This window comes from Campylobacter sp. JMF_11 EL3 (assembly GCF_027736965.1).
In the GTDB taxonomy this organism is placed as follows: domain Bacteria; phylum Campylobacterota; class Campylobacteria; order Campylobacterales; family Campylobacteraceae; genus Campylobacter_B.
In genome coordinates this window covers 203,685-220,826 of sequence record NZ_JAOVTJ010000001.1, presented here as the reverse complement: position 1 = coordinate 220,826, position 17,142 = coordinate 203,685, and the positions used below count along the sequence as shown (strand labels likewise).

At 39.1% G+C, this 17,142-nt stretch carries 14 protein-coding genes; 8 read left to right on the top strand and 6 right to left on the bottom strand.

Annotated features, from left to right (window positions below; translation table 11 throughout):
• The first annotated feature begins 45 nt into the window (after window positions 1–45).
• The 3 genes from OFN67_RS01105 (at window position 46) to OFN67_RS01095 (ending at window position 3,605) form a co-directional block, all read left to right on the top strand.
• On the top strand, window positions 46–654 hold the full coding sequence (locus tag OFN67_RS01105) for a DedA family protein (protein ID WP_270866434.1): 609 nt from the start codon (window positions 46–48) through the stop codon (window positions 652–654).
• Between the two features lie 127 nt (window positions 655–781).
• Window positions 782–2,191 carry an aspartate ammonia-lyase gene (locus OFN67_RS01100; RefSeq protein ID WP_270858973.1) on the top strand — a complete coding sequence of 470 codons (1,410 nt, stop codon included), beginning with the start codon at window positions 782–784 and terminating at the stop codon, window positions 2,189–2,191.
• A gap of 70 nt (window positions 2,192–2,261) precedes the next feature.
• Entirely contained in the window at window positions 2,262–3,605 is a 1,344-nt protein-coding gene (locus OFN67_RS01095; RefSeq protein WP_270868255.1) for an anaerobic C4-dicarboxylate transporter, read from the top strand.
• Window positions 3,606–3,655: 50 nt separating this feature from the next.
• Here the strand turns inward: OFN67_RS01095 and OFN67_RS01090 are convergent, their stop codons facing one another.
• Window positions 3,656–4,612: a hypothetical protein gene (locus OFN67_RS01090; RefSeq protein ID WP_270868256.1), complete on the bottom strand. Its 957-nt coding sequence runs from the start codon at window positions 4,610–4,612 to the stop codon at window positions 3,656–3,658.
• A complete protein-coding gene (locus tag OFN67_RS01085) occupies window positions 4,609–5,940 on the bottom strand; it encodes an SH3 domain-containing C40 family peptidase (RefSeq protein WP_270868257.1) in 1,332 nt (443 codons plus the stop codon). The genes OFN67_RS01090 and OFN67_RS01085 overlap by 4 nt, the downstream gene beginning before the upstream one ends.
• Window positions 5,941–5,995: 55 nt before the next feature.
• Here OFN67_RS01085 and OFN67_RS01080 point away from each other — a divergent pair, with 55 nt between their 5' ends.
• Window positions 5,996–7,339: an ATP-dependent DNA helicase gene (locus tag OFN67_RS01080; RefSeq protein WP_270868258.1), complete on the top strand. Its 1,344-nt coding sequence runs from the start codon at window positions 5,996–5,998 to the stop codon at window positions 7,337–7,339.
• 73 nt (window positions 7,340–7,412) lie between these two features.
• Here the strand turns inward: OFN67_RS01080 and OFN67_RS01075 are convergent, their stop codons facing one another.
• Window positions 7,413–7,772 (bottom strand): hypothetical protein, encoded by a 360-nt coding sequence (locus tag OFN67_RS01075; RefSeq protein WP_270868259.1) that lies wholly within the window; start codon window positions 7,770–7,772, stop codon window positions 7,413–7,415.
• A gap of 236 nt (window positions 7,773–8,008) precedes the next feature.
• Window positions 8,009–8,887 (bottom strand): aminotransferase class IV, encoded by an 879-nt coding sequence (locus OFN67_RS01070; RefSeq protein ID WP_270861801.1) that lies wholly within the window; start codon window positions 8,885–8,887, stop codon window positions 8,009–8,011.
• Window positions 8,888–8,974: 87 nt separating this feature from the next.
• Between OFN67_RS01070 and OFN67_RS01065 the strand changes: the two genes are divergently transcribed.
• From OFN67_RS01065 to OFN67_RS01050, 4 genes are all read left to right on the top strand, one after another.
• Window positions 8,975–9,478 carry a hypothetical protein gene (locus OFN67_RS01065; RefSeq protein WP_270858980.1) on the top strand — a complete coding sequence of 168 codons (504 nt, stop codon included), beginning with the start codon at window positions 8,975–8,977 and terminating at the stop codon, window positions 9,476–9,478.
• 92 nt (window positions 9,479–9,570) lie between these two features.
• Window positions 9,571–11,793 (top strand): HNH endonuclease, encoded by a 2,223-nt coding sequence (locus tag OFN67_RS01060; protein ID WP_270868260.1) that lies wholly within the window; start codon window positions 9,571–9,573, stop codon window positions 11,791–11,793.
• 8 nt (window positions 11,794–11,801) lie between these two features.
• On the top strand, window positions 11,802–12,623 hold the full coding sequence (locus OFN67_RS01055) for a DNA-methyltransferase (RefSeq protein WP_270868261.1): 822 nt from the start codon (window positions 11,802–11,804) through the stop codon (window positions 12,621–12,623).
• Complete coding sequence (locus tag OFN67_RS01050; RefSeq protein WP_270868262.1) at window positions 12,601–13,944, top strand: site-specific DNA-methyltransferase; 1,344 nt, start codon at window positions 12,601–12,603, stop codon at window positions 13,942–13,944. Before OFN67_RS01055 ends, OFN67_RS01050 begins: the two co-directional genes overlap by 23 nt.
• Window positions 13,945–14,075: 131 nt before the next feature.
• On the opposite strand, the gene OFN67_RS01045 is transcribed toward OFN67_RS01050, so the two are convergent.
• Together OFN67_RS01045 and OFN67_RS01040 are read right to left on the bottom strand one after the other, a co-directional pair.
• On the bottom strand, window positions 14,076–14,951 hold the full coding sequence (locus tag OFN67_RS01045; protein ID WP_270868263.1) for a lactate/malate family dehydrogenase: 876 nt from the start codon (window positions 14,949–14,951) through the stop codon (window positions 14,076–14,078).
• Complete coding sequence (locus tag OFN67_RS01040; protein ID WP_270868264.1) at window positions 14,951–17,134, bottom strand: NADP-dependent isocitrate dehydrogenase; 2,184 nt, start codon at window positions 17,132–17,134, stop codon at window positions 14,951–14,953. The genes OFN67_RS01045 and OFN67_RS01040 overlap by 1 nt, the downstream gene beginning before the upstream one ends.
• Window positions 17,135–17,142 lie beyond the last annotated feature (8 nt).

Here is a 17,142-nt window from a genome sequence, read left to right as displayed (position 1 = left end):
TTTAAGTTTCGCGCAAATTCTAAATTTCAAATTTAAGGAAAAATCGTGCTTACATCAATCGTAAATTTTATCGTAGAATTCGTCGCAGCGTGGGGATATTTCGGCATTTTTGCGATGATGTTTTTAGAAAGCAGTTTTTTCCCGTTTCCAAGCGAAGTTGTGATGATTCCAGCAGGATACCTCGCTAGCAAGGGCGAAATGAGCTTTGCCATAGCATTTGCATGCGGGCTAGCTGGGAGCGTGGCTGGGGCTGTGTTTAACTACTATTTGTGCTATTTTTTCGGGCGCAAATTTATCGATAAATTTGGCAAATTTATCGGCGTAACAAACGAAAAATTCGCCAAATTTGAAGCGTTTTTCAACAAACATGGCGAAATTTCTACATTTAATTGCAGACTAATCCCAGGTATCCGCCAATACATCAGCCTGCCAGCAGGGCTTGCGAAGATGAATTTAGCGCGGTTTTGCGCATTTACAGCACTTGGTGCTGGGATTTGGGTGCTGATTTTAATGCTACTTGGATATTTTATCGGCGAAAATCAAGAATTAATTAAGGAAAAATTGCATATAATCACGCTTCTTTTATTGGGATTTGTCCTACTTCTTTCTGTAATTTACATACTTCATATCAAGCGAAAAAATCGCCAAATTTAATAAAATCTTAAAATAAAACGAATAATTATAAAATTTTGAATTTAAAGTAACATTTTAACGAAAATTTAAGATTGTTTTTAGGTATTTAATAATACAATCACATAAATTCTTTCAGAAAGGACTAGTGATGGAAACTAGAAAAGAACACGATTTTATAGGTGAGCTCGAAATTCCTAACGACAAATACTATGGCGTTCAGACTTTCAGAGCTTTGGACAACTTCAAAATGACAGGTCGCAAACTTGGCGATTATCCATTTTTTGTAAAAGCATTTGCACAAATCAAAAAAGCAGCAGCACTTTCAAACAAAGAATTGGGCGTTTTAAAACCAGAGATTGCTGACGCGCTTGTAGCTGCTTGCGACAAAGTTATCGCAGGCGAATTCGCAGATCAATTCGTAGTAGATATGATCCAAGGTGGCGCAGGAACTAGCACAAATATGAATGTCAATGAGGTTTTGACAAATGTCGCTCTTGAAATTCAAGGTCATGCCAAAGGCGAATATCAATTCATTCATCCAAACGATCACACAAACCTAGGCCAAAGCACAAACGATACATACCCTAGCTCAATCAAAGTCGCAGCTTACGCTAAACTTACAGATTTGCTAGCTGCTATGGAAGAGCTAAAAGGCGAATTAGAGAAAAAAGCTGAGGCTTTCAAAGATATCATCAAAATGGGTAGAACAGAGCTTGAAGACGCTGTCCCAACTACACTTGGCAACACCTTCCACGCTTTTGCAAGCTACATTAAAAGCGATATAGCAAAAATCAAAGCTGCAAGAGAGTCAATGAGCTTTTTAAATATGGGCGCAACTGCGATTGGCACAGGTATCAACTGCCACCCAGATTATAAATTTGTAGTAGAAAAACACCTAAGCCAAATCACTGGCGTTGAGTTCAAACCAGCTGAGGATTTCATCGCAGCTACACAAGATACAGGCGATTTCGTGCATGTATCTGGCGCACTAAAAACAGCTGCTGTAAGAATCAGCAAAATCATCAACGACTTACGCCTAATGAATTCAGGCCCAAGATGCGGTCTAGGCGAGATTAACCTACCACAAATGCAACCAGGTAGCTCAATCATGCCAGGTAAGGTAAATCCTGTAATTTGCGAAGTTGTAGGCGAGGCATGCTACGAAGTCATCGGCAATGATGTATCTATCATGCTATGCTCTGAAAGAGGCGATTTCGAGCTTAACGCTTTCGAACCAGGCATTGCTTATAATCTATTTAACTCAATCGTAATCTTGGAAAACGCAGTTAAAACACTAAGCGACAAAGCTATCAAAAAACTAACTGCAAATCCAGAAGCTTGCTTAAAATCAGTGCTAAACTCAGTTGGTATCGTAACTGCGTTTAACCCAATTTTAGGTTATGAAAAATCAGCAAGTATCGCAAAAGAGGCGTTGCAAACTGGTAAAGCAGTCGGCGATATCTGCTTAGAGCGCGGTTATTTAACAAAAGAAGAAATCGATAAAATTTTAGATCCTAAAAACATGCTAAATCCTGGTATGAAAAAAACAGGTAAATAAATTTTATCGTGGTAGGTCAAATTTTGACCTACCCTAAATTTAGAGTTTTGAATTTTCAAAGGAGTCTTGCATGGATATTATGCTATTTGTCCAACTAGCCGTATTGCTAGCTGGTATTTACCTAGGCGTTCGCTTGGGCGGCATGGGCGTCGGATACGCCGGCGGTTTAGGTATCGTCGTTATGGCGATTATCGGTATGAAGGTGGAATTCAAAGATATTCCAGTAGATGTTATTTTGATCATCGCATCAGTTATTTCAGCGATTGCTGCTATGCAAGTTGCAGGTGGTTTGGATTATTTGGTTCAGATTGCGTCTAGAATTTTGCGCAAACACCCAAAACAAATCAATATCCTAGCACCAACTGTTACTTATATGCTAACAATCCTAGCTGGTACTGGTCACACTGCGTTTTCTATGATTCCAGTTATCGTAGAGGTTGCTAAGGGTCAAAACATCAAACCAAGCGCACCACTAGCGCTTTCAGTTGTATCAAGCCAAGTCGCTATCACAGCTTCACCTATTTCAGCTGCGTTCGTAGCTATGACAGGTGTTGTTGAGCCACTAGGTGTAAGCTATCCAAAACTACTTTTCATTTGTATTTCAACAACATTTGTTGCTATGATTGTTACAGCGATTATTGTAAATACATTTTTCAAACTAGACCTTTCATCAGATCCAATCTATCAAGAAAGACTAGCAAAAGGTTTAGTTGCAGAGGTTAAAGTTACAGAATACGCTGAGCCAAAACCATTTGCAAAACGCTCGGTTGCGATTTTTGCTATCGGTGTTTTGATTGTCGTTGCTTACGCTCTTGCTATCTCAAAAAGCGTTGGTTTGGTCGAAAAACCAATCCTTTCTCGCGACGCTGCTATTATTAGCTTTATGCTTACAATCGGCTTTTTTATCACAGTTTTGTGCAAAGTCGATACAGGCAAACTATTACAAGCAAACACTTTCCAAAGCGGTATGAGCGCTTGTATCTGCGTCGTAGGTATCGCATGGCTTGGAACTACATTTGTTAATGGCCACATCGATCTTTTCAAAGATGTAGCGAAAAATATCGTTAGCAACTATCCATTTGTTCTAGCTATCGTTTTATATTTCCTAAGCTGCTTGCTATATTCACAAGCTGCAACTACGAAAGTTATGATGCCAGCAGTTGCATTAGCACTTGGTATGACTAGCCCAGAGACAGCTGGACAAGTTTGGGTTTTGGTTGCTTCTTTTGCTGCTGTATCAGGTCTTTTCGTATTACCTACATATCCTACGACTTTGGGTGCTATCGCTATGGACGATACAGGCACAACAAGAGTTGGAAAATATGTATTCAATCACAGCTTCTTCATCCCAGGAACTATTATGGTCGCGCTATCAGTAGCGTTAGGCTTCTTAGTAGCTCCTGCCTTAATTTAATACTAATTTCTTGCAGAATTTATTCTGCAAGAAATTTTAAATTTTAAAATTCAGTTCTTTTGAAAAATTTCTTCGAAATTGTAAATTTGCGATAGTATGTATGAGAGCATATCTGGCGTAACATCGAGTTTATAATCGTATTTGGAAATCAAATTTAACTCCAATGCCAAATCGCTAATTTTAAGATTATCTAAAAGCAAATCAGGCGCGAACAAATCTCCATTAAATCTCACCACACCACGCTCATCGTCCCCCGTGTGAATAAGCGCAAAAAGGCTTTTTAGCTCGTCGTATGTTTGCACGCTTTCTAGCGCTCCACTTGGCAAAAGCTCATTATGCGAAGCATAAATCGCGAAAATTATCCTATCGCAAAGCTTGTTTAACGCCTCGCTTAGCAAAAGATGATTTAAGCTCTCGTTTTGGATACACATATCCTCGAAAAGCGACATACGAAAAATTTTAAAATTTCGGTAAAGTTTGCTAGAAATGTCTTGTTCGCGATACGCCGTGCGCTCCCTCATCGTCACTGGGATACCGGATTTTAGGGCATTGTAATTTAGCAGTGCGTAAAATTTGCAAAATTCCAAAAAATCCAAATCTTCAAAATAAAAGCTCTGCCACTGCGCTTCATAATCTAGGTAAAATCTCAAAATTTTTTTATCCGTGATGATGAGATATCTAGCCTCCTCATGCTCGCCAAGCCTAGCAAACGCCCTTGGAATAACCAAATTTTTATCAGGGTTTGCCTCGTTTAAAATTTCGATTATCCCTATGACCCTGCCCTCGTCTATGATATGCGCGCCATAGTCCATAAATTTCATACCCTCATCAGGCAGATATCCCAAACACGCCCCAAAAAGCCCTAGCAAATACTCATCGTTTTTGCGTATCGCGCTAGCCTTTTTGTAAAATTCACAAAACCGCTCCCACGCGATATTTAAATGAAGTCTATCAATATGGGTTTGGGCTTCGATTAAAAGATTGTCGTTGTAAAGTTTCGATCTCATTTTTCTAGTCCAAAAAGTTCTCGTATGCTAACCCCGTCGTCTTCGCTAAGCACGCTAAATGCGCTAATACGCGAGATTAGCAATCTATCTTCTGCGATATCAGCCCTATCCTCGCCTATGCTTAGCGAGGTAATCGCCGTTTTGCCAATCACCGCGCGCTCTTTATTCATACGCCTTAGCCCCCAGACATTGTGAAGCACGGCTGGCGCGCCCTCTATCTCGCCTACATAGAGCATTACATGCCCTGGCATATAAATCACGCTCGCATAAGGTTTGGCGTGTGTTTTGATCAAATTTAGCTTCTCGCTCGCACTCAAATTTGCTAGCGAAAATGTCCTTCCGCGCTTTGATTGCGCCTTTGAATTCCTTGGGAGCCAAAGCCCAAAATTCGCCAAAAAATCCTTTGTCAATAGCGAGCAATCGCGCAGCAGTTTGTATCCGCCCCAGCCATATTTTTGCCCTATCAGGCTTGCGCTGATTAGTTTTGCATTTTCGCTATTTAGCTCGGCTGGCCAAATTCTGGCAAATTTATCCTCCACAAAATACGCTCTCACGCCCTCTTTGCTAATCATCTTGCCACCATATAGCCCGCCACCAGCGAAATCATACGGCAAAATCGTCCCCGTGCGCGCTCTAAAAATTTCACGCCTATTCTCGTCAAAAATCGGCGCATTATCCTGCAAAATCGCTATAAATTTCGAATTTTTATACGCGCTAGCGCCGTTTATCCCCATTTCTTGGATATCGCTAGCCTTCACCCAGCCCCACACGCCGTCATTTTGCACGAACGCCCAGACGCCGTCTTTGCTAAAATGCGAGATAAAAAGCGGATACCCCACGCCAAGAGCGGAATTTGCCGCATAATCAAAAGGCTCGCCCTCGCCCGGTTCGCTAGGATCGCCGAAAATCGGCATATCGCTTGGGATATTTCGCAAAAGCGTGTTTTTTATGGTGATTGCTGGGGTATTTACGCTACCAAGGGCTTTTTTGTTCGCATTTTCGTGCATGGCATCATACACAGCTTGCGGGTAGATGTTTCCTTGTAAATCATAATGCCTGCCCTTAGCGTAGTTTAGCCCCCAAAATGCGTCCTTTGGGTTAGCTGTGATTTTTTCAGCGTCCCAAACGCGAAAATACCTTTCCTTAAAATTCTCCCCGCTTGCTACGCTTTGGGCGCTCACAGGTGGCAAAATTTCCGCACTTTGCTCAAATTCCAATGCCAAAACCTCTGGATTTTCAGGGATAAATTTGGATTTTTGTGGCGTGTGCGAGGCACAACCAGCCAAAATCCACATAAATGTTATAAATATTAAAATTTGCCTTCTCAAAACTGCTACCTTTAAAAATTTTTGGCTATAATTTTGCCAAAAAACAGGATAAAATTTGATTAATTTCGTATCACAAAAGCTCAAATCACAAAATGTATTTATCACAGGCGGTGGCGGTGTAGGTAAAAGCTATGTCGTCAAAGGCGTCATCGAAGAGTTTCGCACTCACGGCAAAATCGTCATTGTGCTAGGCTCAACCGGCATTAGTGCCGTAGAAATCGGCGGTGTAACCTTGCATAGTTTTTTTAAATTTGGCATTAGCAAAAATTTTGAAGAGCTCAAAAAATTAGACCGCTCGCAAAAAGCCAAAATAATCGAACTTAACAAAATTCTCTCAATTACTGATTTAATCGTGCTTGATGAAATTTCAATGGTCGGAGCTGATGTCTTTGAAATGATCGAATACCGCCTCGTAAAGTCCAAATTTAGCGGTCATTTGCTAGTAACGGGAGATTTTTATCAACTCCCGCCAGTCGTCAAAAAGGACGAGCTAAGCGCTAGCAAACAAGGCTCGCTTTTGCGTATGAGCGAGTATGCCTTTGGCACGCACGCATGGGAGACGATGAAGTTTTTCTACATAGAAATGCTAGGTTCTAAGCGCACGGACGATGAGAGTTTGTATGAAATTTTATCGCAAATCAGGCTTGGCAAAATCAGCGAAAATTTAGCCAAATTTTTGGTGAATTTAATCACTCCGCGTGAGAGTTTAGATGATAATGCGACCATAATCTCTGGGCGAAATGCCGAGGTCAATGCGATAAACGAAGCTAGGCTTGGTGCGCTAGATTCGAGGTTGTATCTATGCGAGGGGGTGTGCGAAATCCACGAAAACTCTTATGATGATAATAAAATTTCAAAATGGCTAAATTCGCTAAATTTGAGCCAATCCCTGCGCCTAAAAGTCGGCGCAAAAGTGCTTTTTACGATGAATAAATCAGGCGAGTTTTACAACGGCGAAAGCGGTGTGGTAGAAAATATCGAGCTAAACGGCTTTGGCGAAATTGATAGTATCGTAGTGCGCAAAAAATCAGGCGCCTTCGTGCGAGTTGAGCGCGCAGGGTATGATTACAGCGAGATTAGAGCGGACGAGGACGAGGCGAGCGATTTTTTAATCGCGCGGTATTATCAATTCCCGCTAAAACTCGCCTACGCGATCACAATCCACAAATCCCAGGGCATGAGTATCGAAAACCTAGCCTGCGATATCGATAGGATTTTTGCCAACGGCCAACTCTATGTCGCGCTCTCACGCGCCACAAGTCTAAATGGCTTAAAAATCCTCTACACGCGCAAAGAAGGTCTTTACGCCTACCTTTCGCGCATAGTCAAAATCGACAAAGCCGTGGTGAAATTTTACGAAGAAAATGAATTTTTTAAAATTTATAATCAAATTTTGTGAAATTTTGCATTAGATTTATTGTTTTTAATCATTATGGCGGGCAAGAATACCCACCATAAAATAGCTTCTTTTACTATTTCGTTGATATCATATATAAATAAACTAAAATATTCACTATTACAATTCCAAATAGATAAAAAACAGGTTTATAAATATGAACTTGCGATATTCCGTAACTAGCGACATAGCCACAATAATAGCAATATGAAATTATAAAACTTAACCACATAAAAAGCATGGTAATTTTTAATAACTTTATGAGTATTTTTTTGTATGCAACTCGTTTAAAAAATGCAGAAATTAAAATTCCAAACAATGAAATTATCATCAAAAACCATGTGAAAAAAACAAATAAAATAACCTGAAACGGCATATATAAAAATAATTCGTATGGGATTATATAGCCTAAAATCATCTCTATAATATCTAACATAGTTTTTCCTTGAAATCCAAATTTTAAGCACCGTAGAGCGGAGATACTTGCTTGTCGATATGCCAAACAAAAATTTCTGCCACGCCAAATCAAACAAAATCAAAAAGCAAAATTCCAGGCGCAGTGTTTATGGGTTGCGAAGCGAAATTTTAGAATTTTGAATTTTAAAAATTTGATTAAATTTGCCAAATTTTGCCCGAATTCAGAGCAAATTCGAGCAAAATTTCAAAGCAAAATTATAAAAGCCCAGCTTGTTCTTTTAGGTGTTTGGCGTAGCGTTCGCGAATTAGCGGGGTAAATTTGCCGATTTTGCCGCCATTTATCGGCTTGCCGTCGGCTTTGATGACAGGGATTGCCATCAAAGAAGCTGCACTTATGAAAACCTCGTCCGCGCCATAGACTTCCTCCATGCTAAACGCCCTTTGCTCGACTTTTAGCCCAAGCTCGCCCGCAAAGCCCAAAATCACCTTGCGTCTAATACCCGGCAAAATGTCGTGCGATAGCGGCCTGGTAATCAAAACGCCGTCTTTTATGATAAACGCGCTCGAACTCGAACACTCAGTCACCAAGCCGTCTTCTACCAAAAAGCACTCGAAAGCCCCAGCCTTGTGCGCTAGGTGCTTTGAGATACACTGCGCTAGAAGCGAGATTGATTTGATATCGCGTCTATGCCAGCGAATCTCAGGCAGGCTTACGATTTCGATACCTTTGGTGCCAAGTGGATTATCGAAAATCACTTTTGAAAAGGCATAGGCAAACACGGTCGGCTTCGTATCAGTGTAGTCGAAATCCCTAAACGCCGCACCGCGGGTGATTTGCGTATAAACCACGCCCTCTTTGACGCCGTTTTTGGCGATGACTTCGTTTAAAAACGCCTCGTATTCTTCGTGAGTATATGGGATTTTAAGCTCGATTTGTGCGACAGAATTTTCAAATCTCTCCCAGAAATCGGCTTTATCGCAAATTTTGCCATTTACCACAGGTGCAGCCTCATAAATGCCGTCCCCTAGCATGAAACCGCGGTCAAATGGGCTTATCGCAGCGTCTTTGGCACGCACGATTTCGCCATTGATATAGACAAAATCATCGTTATTCATATTAGCTATCTCAAACATTACGCTCTCCTTAAATTTAAAAGGTGATTTTATCTTATAAAAATTAAAATTCAGATATAATGGCGCCAAATTTGACAAGGAAAAAAGATGAATAAAAACTGCAAAGACAAAATTTTAAATATTATGTTTCATATCTCGGATAAACCTGTGCTTTTCCGCGATTTGTTGGAGGCAAACGCTGAGTTTAACGATGGTATGCTAGTCGATCCCGCTAAGCTAAATTTCAGATTTAATTATGGTCGCTCGTATGCGATTTTTGGGACATTTGCCTTTGTTTTCGTGATGTTTGCCATAGGCATTACACACCTGCTTTTTACTAAAATCGACTTTCACTTTTCCATACTTTTTACCATTTTGCTGACCTCTGCTGTCTTTATCGGATTTGACTGCTTTAAGGCATGGGGGCGCAAGGAAATCACTAAAAATTTAATCCAAAAAGCTTGGGCAAATCACTTTTTGTATTTTCCATACGAAAAATACTCCAAACCTGTCGAAAAAATCTACAACGAAGCCCTTAAAAACGATATCGCCAAACGAGATTTAGAACAATATGTCCTAAATAAAATAGTCGAAATCAACCCAGAAGAATAAAATTTTAAAATTTGAGATATTTTGATATATTGCGATATTTATGATATTGCTAAAGTAGAACGCAGATAATTTAATTAAAAAGGAGTAGTTATATGTCTTTTTACCGTGAATTTATCAAATGCCTTTTGCCTGGCAATTATGCACTTACTAAGTCGATGGAACTTACAAAGATCCAATCCTCAGGTACTTTGTGGTATACTAAGAAGTTTTTAACATTATATTACTTCGTATTCCTTTCAAATAACATAATGACAAATGAGTATGTTCAACAGGTTATAGATATTTTTGATGGTTATATTGATTCATTAGATGAAAAGGTGCAAGAAGAAGCATATAAGTTTTTTTATCCTGATAATGAAGCAATCAATTTTAGATCTTCATCATTTAATACTTTTATGAATTTTGCGAGTTACAGCTCTTTCGCTTCTCAAAATGAAAGGAATACATATTATCAGTGTGCAAAAAAGTTCTATTTCACATTACTGATGGGGTCTGGTGGACAAACAGGAGTGAAAAAGTATTTAAAGGAAAGTATTCAAAAGCCCGGATTTGTATATTCGTCATATAAAATTAATGAGGAGATTATGAGTGCAGCAATTAGTAGTTGCATCGATACTGGAAATGAGAGTCACATAATAAGCGACAATTCTGTAAAGTACATTGTTTCTAAAGATGCTATTGATAAAATATGCAGGTTATCCCATGAAGAAGAACTGACTAGAAAGAATGTTAAGGAGATAATTGATGAGTATCCAATGGATAATCCAAAGTATCGGAACATCGAGAATGATGTGCCAGCATTTATTAGAAATGAGAGACAAATTCTCTATTACTATGGCTTTTTTCATTCGAAAACATCTGGTGCTAATGATTTTGAATTCAGCAGTCTTACTCCAATAGGTGAATTAGCATTAAAAGCAAATGCTAATGAATTTTTAGCTATATGGGAACACCAAAAAATCAAGATGATATCTCAACCAGCAACAGCTGATATTAATAAAATAGAAGGATTTTCTGGTGGAGATAAGAAATTTGCCATTAGCTATTCACCATATACGGATATTTTGGGCTATCTTTTAAGAAATAATGAAATGAGTCTCGATGAGTATAAGTATATTGTTTCGAGAAAAAAATCATTATTTACTGAAGATGAATGGATTAGCGGGGAGCAATCATTGTCAGAGCACTTAGAAGACATTAAGGATAAAGTTGTTTCGTTTGGAAGGAAGCAAGATATAGAAAATGAAGATTCAAGAAAAGAATTATTAAAGTATCTTCTTGGAATAAGAACAGACTTAAAAGTAGATAGCGAAACCAATCCACTATCCATATGTTCTTTTAAGTCTTCTAAAGTTGCAATTAATAATAAAGAGGCACTGTCTTTTGTTTATGATGTTTATTCTAAAGCAACTGAGTACAAACATATAAAATATAAAGATGTATTTATTCAATGCGAGAATGATCTTAAGAGAAGATATGCAGATGAGTCTAACGGAATAAACAACACAATCGATGCTAAGGTAAAGATAAATTGGGATTTGTACAATATTAGACCCGATAGGTTTATCCTTCTTTTGTCTGCTATTTCGGTTATTATGAACAAGAAAAAAGATTACTCTGTATCCGATATAGATAAAGCAAAGCTTGATTCAATTGTAAGAAGTCTAAAAGAAGAATATTCATATTTAATGAATTCTCTTGGGTTAAAAAGTCTTTCTGCATTAAAAAAAGAAATTCAAAAACTGCTTCTTGCATTAAAAACATCAGATTATAAAGAGTACATCGGCGATGAAGACGAAAAAGAAGAAACAGTCAAGCTATATAGAAATGAGAGTGCTAAAGACCTAATGGAAAAAATTAAAGTTATTTCTGGCGAAGCTACAGTAGCTTACTCTGATAGTCGAGTTAGAAATATGACTCTGATAGGCCTAATGAAGTCATATTACATGGTTAGTTTTGCAAATAACAATAAGTTGAAGTGTGAATGCTGTGGAGAAGAAACATTCATTACGAGTGGTGGTGATCCTTATCTAGAATTTCATCATTTAATTCCATTTAACATTGCTTATGGTCCAGACCATTATCTAAATCTATTTGCACTATGCCCTAACTGCCATAGGAAAATACATTTCCTAAACCTTGATGAAAAAAAGATGCAATATGAAATGTTAGATGAAAACAATTACTTGCATTTACAATTTGTAAGCAGATTGAGAGAACTAAAAACGGATAATCTATTGAGATCATACCATCTTGAATATCTGTTGGCAGACAACGCAATATCTGCTGAGGAATACAACTTAATAGCTATGTGAGGATAATGATGAAAATAATTGAGAAGAACAGAATATATAATGCTAAATCTGACGAAATGCTTAAGTGTTTCCCTGATAATTATGTTGACTTGGTTGTTACAAGCCCTCCATATGATGACCTACGAGACTATAAGGGAGTGTCCGCTTGGAATTTTGAGGTCTTCAAAGTAGTTGCCAATGAATTGTATCGAGTAATGAAGCCTGGTGGGGTTGTCGTATGGGTAATAGGAGATAAGACAAATAAAGGAAATAAATCGTTAACAAGTTTTAAGCAGGCTCTGTATTTTCAGGAAATCGGGTTTGATATGTTTGATGTAATAATCTATGAAAAAGCAGGCTCTGGACCGCCACATCCAAACAGGTACTTTAATTCTTTTGAACACATGTTTGTTTTAAGCAAGGGGAAGCCTAAGACAATTAATCTACTTAAAGATAAGCCAAACAAGTGGGCGGGGCAATATACTTACGGCGAAGTTACACGAAGAGAGAAAGATGGTTCTCTAACTGCCAAAGGAAGAAAGAAGATTAATGAATTTGGTATAAGAACTAATGTGTGGAGATATGCAAACGGAAAGGGATTTGCAACAAAAGATAAAATTGCATATGAACACCCAGCAATTTTCCCTGAAAAATTGGTGGAAGATCATATTAAATCTTGGAGTAACGAAGGCGACTTGGTCCTTGACCCATTTGCTGGGAGTGGAACAACTGCAAAAGTCGCTCATTTGCTTAATAGAGATTGGATTGCGATTGAGGTTGTGAAAAGTTATTGTGACCTTGCAAAAAAAAGAATAAAGGAATTAGAAAGTGCAAACAGTAATAACAAATAAGTTATTTAATGGTACAGTTGGCGCTTTAAAAGCTTGTTATGATACACTAAGTCGCGATGGATGTTTTTTTGCTTTGTATCGTACAGAATACTATAAAAACGGGAATGTAAAACATGACTTTTTAGATATTATTGATGAAGGAATTAAAAAAGGATACGAGTATGTAAACACAATAGTGTTTCCAACAGAACATATTCAAAATGCTTCTTTTGCAGATAATGTAATTTATATTGTGTGGTTTGCGAAAGAGCGTAATAATATGCGATTTAATAAAGACCTGATTCGAGAAAAACATATTTGGAAGGATGTTGAATGGGGAAAAAGAACAAAAAACTACAATCCGAAAGGAAAAGACCCAGGGAATGTATGGATTCCAACAGAAGATGACGGAAATGCACATATTACAAATCATATTCTTCTTACGATAGATGATATAGTTAAACGATTAATTCGGATGACAGAATGCGGATCAGACTATTACTACTATGATGATAAAGCAATACAATCGCTATCAATATGTAAGCGCAGTATTTATAAAGCGTCCGAAAATAACAATAAATCAAATTCATTGGCACAAGTAATATTTGGCACATCTGAAACGATGAAATCAATAAAAAATAAATCCGTTAAAGTCATGGTCACATCTCCGCCGTATTGGAATCTCAAAGATTACTACAAAAAAGGGCAGATAGGTCAAGAAAACTATGAAGTATATCTTGATAGAATGAAAAGAGTTTGGTCTGAGTGTTATTCGAAATTAGATAAAACAGGTAGTTTATGGATAAATATCAACATTAGAACTAGCAAAGGGAAACCCATTTTAATACCCAAAGACTTTGTAACGATTTGTAAATTGATAGGATTTAAATATAGAGGCATTCTAATATGGCACAAATCATCAGGCATTCCGACAAATAACAAGAATGTTGGGGATCATCATGAATATATTATGTTGTTTTCCAAGAGCGAAAGTTTTGCTGTTGATGATTCAATATTTAAATCATTTAAGGATTATAAAAACGACATTATCTCAGGAAAGGCATTTTGGAATATTAACAGGAAAGCTGGAAGTGTTGGGAAAAAGTATATACATCCTGCAATTTACCCGAACGATTTATCTACAAGGATTATTAAGATATCCACTACCAAGGGAGAACTTGTCGTTGATCCGTTTTTAGGGAGTGGAACAACTTTAATCTCTGCGCTATCCGTACATAGATCATGCATTGGTTATGAGTATAACGAAGGTTTTTCGAAATTGATGTTGTCAAGATTTGAAAGCGAAATTCCAGGTGTCAAGGTTAAAATGATTAGTGAATAGCCAAGCTAATCCAGCTATTCATTCGTCTTAACCGAGATCATAAAATAAACCGCGTAAATTCAAAAGCCTTGAATTCTTAAATCAAAAAGTTAAATTCGGTTTAATAGTCAAAATTTACCAAAAGCTTAAAATTAAATTACTTTTACACTTTGTTTCATTTTTTCATATTTTTGCACAAATTCGCTAGGATAGTCGTATTTTAGGATATTTGCGCCGTTTTTGCCGATGCGCACAAACCTGCCAAATGGCACGCCGTTTTCATCGACTACCGAGCAAATTAGGGTTTTGTTATCATCTGCAATTATGCTTTTTATGATTTTTACGATCCCGCCAGCTGGGGCGAAATACGCCGAAGTGCCAAGCAGGCTAACGACGCTTTTACCGCTATTTAGGGTATTTTGCGAGGCAGTGTTTAAATCAGTGGCTGAAATTTTAGCGTTTATCTCGTCCTTTAAAATCACCATTTCATCGTTGTGAGTGCCCACCACTGGGGCATTTAGAGCCGAAATTTTATCCCCGCTAAATTTCGCAATCTCAAATTTCAACCTCGCGCTATCTAGCTCGCCAGCCATGCCGATAACGCGACTAGGCGCAAAATTGCTTGCTTTTTGCGCACACAAAACCATTAAATCAAGCGGATTTGTTACGATGATGATTATCGCATTAGGGGCGAATTTGGCTGTGTTCCTCGCGCACTCGCTCACGATTTTAGCATTTGCTCTTAGCAAATCTTCTCTGCTTTGCCCCGCTTTTCGCGTAAGCCCAGCCGTGATTGCGACGATACCTGCGCCATTTAAAAGCTCGGGCTCGCTTCCAGCGCACACCCTCACATCGCACTCGCAAAGGCTCGCTAAATGCGCCAAATCCAGCGCCTTACCGCGCGCGATGTTTTCTGCGATATCCACAAGCGCGATTTCGCTGATAGATTTGGCCAAATTTTCATTTACAATCACATTATTTGCGACATTTGCGCCGATATTTCCAGCTCCGATTATTGCTATTTTCATTAAATTTCCTCTATGATTTTGTTTAAAATTTTGCTTGGGCGCATGATTTTTTGGGTTTTGTCAAATTCTAGCGTAAAATATCCGCCAAAATCCACGCCTTTGCCCTGCCCCGCGTTTAATTCATCTAAAATTTGTGCCTCGTTTTCGCTAAATTTTGCATAAATTTGCTCGAATTTTGGCTCGAATTTTGCCAATTCTTCCGCCCAAAATTTAGCCAAAAAATAGTGGCTTGCGCGAATATCATTTTGCCCTACTTCACGGCTTGGGGATTTTGCTTCATTTAAATATCTAAAAATAGCCGCATTTAGCGCATTTGCTAGGATTTTTGCTTTTTTGTTTTGCTCTTTTTGCGCTACAAATTCCAGCGCCTCACACAGCGCCATAAACTCGCCCAGACTATCCCAGCTAAGGTGATTTTGCTCTCTCATCATAGCCACCAAATCCGGCGCAGTCCCACCAGCACCTGTCTCAAACATCGCTCCACCCTCCAAAAGTGGCACGATTGAGAGCATTTTCGCGCTACTTCCAAGCTCCAAAATCGGGTATAAATCGGTCAAATAATCGCGCAAAATATTGCCCGTCGCGCTTATGACATTTTTCCCGCTTCGAATAATCTCGTTTGTCTTAATTACAGCTTTATACGGATCTAAAATTTCAAAATTTGCGCCCTTAAATTCGGCATTTTGAGCGATTTGGCTTAGCAAAATTTCTTTTATATTTCTATCGTGCGCCCTAGCCTCATCTAGCCAAAAAATCAGCTTCTCGCCACTGATTTTTGCGCGCGAAAACGCTAAATTTACCCAGTTTTTAATCGCTTTTTCTTTGGTTTGCGTCATGCGAAAAATATCGCCTTTTTGCAAATCATACGCAAAAACTACTTCGCCATTTTCGCTTACAACCTCGATACGCCCGTCATTTTCCATGATAAAGGTCTTATCGTGCGAGCCGTATTCTTCGGCTTTTTGCGCCATTAATCCCACATTTGCCACGGCTCCGATTTTAGCAGGATCCAAAAACCCATGCGCCCTCAAATCCTCAATCATCGCCTCGTAAATTTTAGCGTAGCATCTATCAGGGATCGCCGCCATTGCTTCGCGCATTTGCCCGCCTTTGATGCGCAGCCTTCCGCCGTTTCGTATCATCGCAGGCATTGAGGCGTCGATTATCACTAAATTTGGCATATCGAAATTTGTCGTATTTTCGTCGATATGATAAATTTCGGGCAAATTTGCAAACGCTTCGTCAAATTTAGCCTTTATTTGGGCGAAATTTGGCGAATTTTTTATTTTTTCAAAGACCCCTTTTAGCCCGTCGTTTGCATTTATGCCTAATTTCGCAAATTCATCTTTAAATTCAGCAAAAACTCCCCCAAATAGCACGCTCACAAATCGTCCGAAAATCACAGGATCGCTTACCTTCATCATCGTAGCCTTCAAATGCGCGCTATACACAAGCCCGCTTTCTTTGGCTTTTTGCGCGCTAGCAGCGATAAAATTATCAAGCTCACTCACACTCATAAACGCGCTATCTACGACCTCGCCAGCTTCGATTTTTAGGGTTTTTAGGCAGGTTTTCTCGCCACTAGCGCAAGTGAAATTTATGCTCAAATTTGCACCATTAGCGAAAATTTTCGATTTCTCAGAAGCGTAAAAATCGCCCCCACTCATGCTTGCCACGCAGGTTTGCTCGCTCCCGCTCCACTGGGCACTCCACACAGGGTTTGCCCTAGCGTAGTCTTTAACGCTTTTTGCGGCGCGTCTGTCTGAGTTGCCCTCGCGAAGGACTGGATTTACCGCGCTTCCTAGCACCTTTGCATAGCGGGCTTTGATAGATTTTTCCTCGTCGCTTTGCGCGTTATCAGGGTAGTTTGGCAAAGCATAACCCCTCGCTTGAAGCTCGCTAATGCAGGCTTTAAGCTGTGGAAGCGAGGCTGAAATATTTGGCAGTTTTATGATATTTGCATCGCTACTTTTGGTCAAATTTGCCAAAAACGCCAAATCATCGCTAGTTTTTTGCGCCTCGCTCAAATACTCGCTAAAATTCGCCAAAACCCTGCTAGCAAGCGAAATATCAGCCGTTTTCACCTCGATATTTTCCGAGCGTAAAAACGCCCCAATTATCGGTAGTAGCGAGTGTGTGGCTATGGCTGGGGATTCGTCCGTGTAAGTGTAGTAAATCGCCATAATCTCTC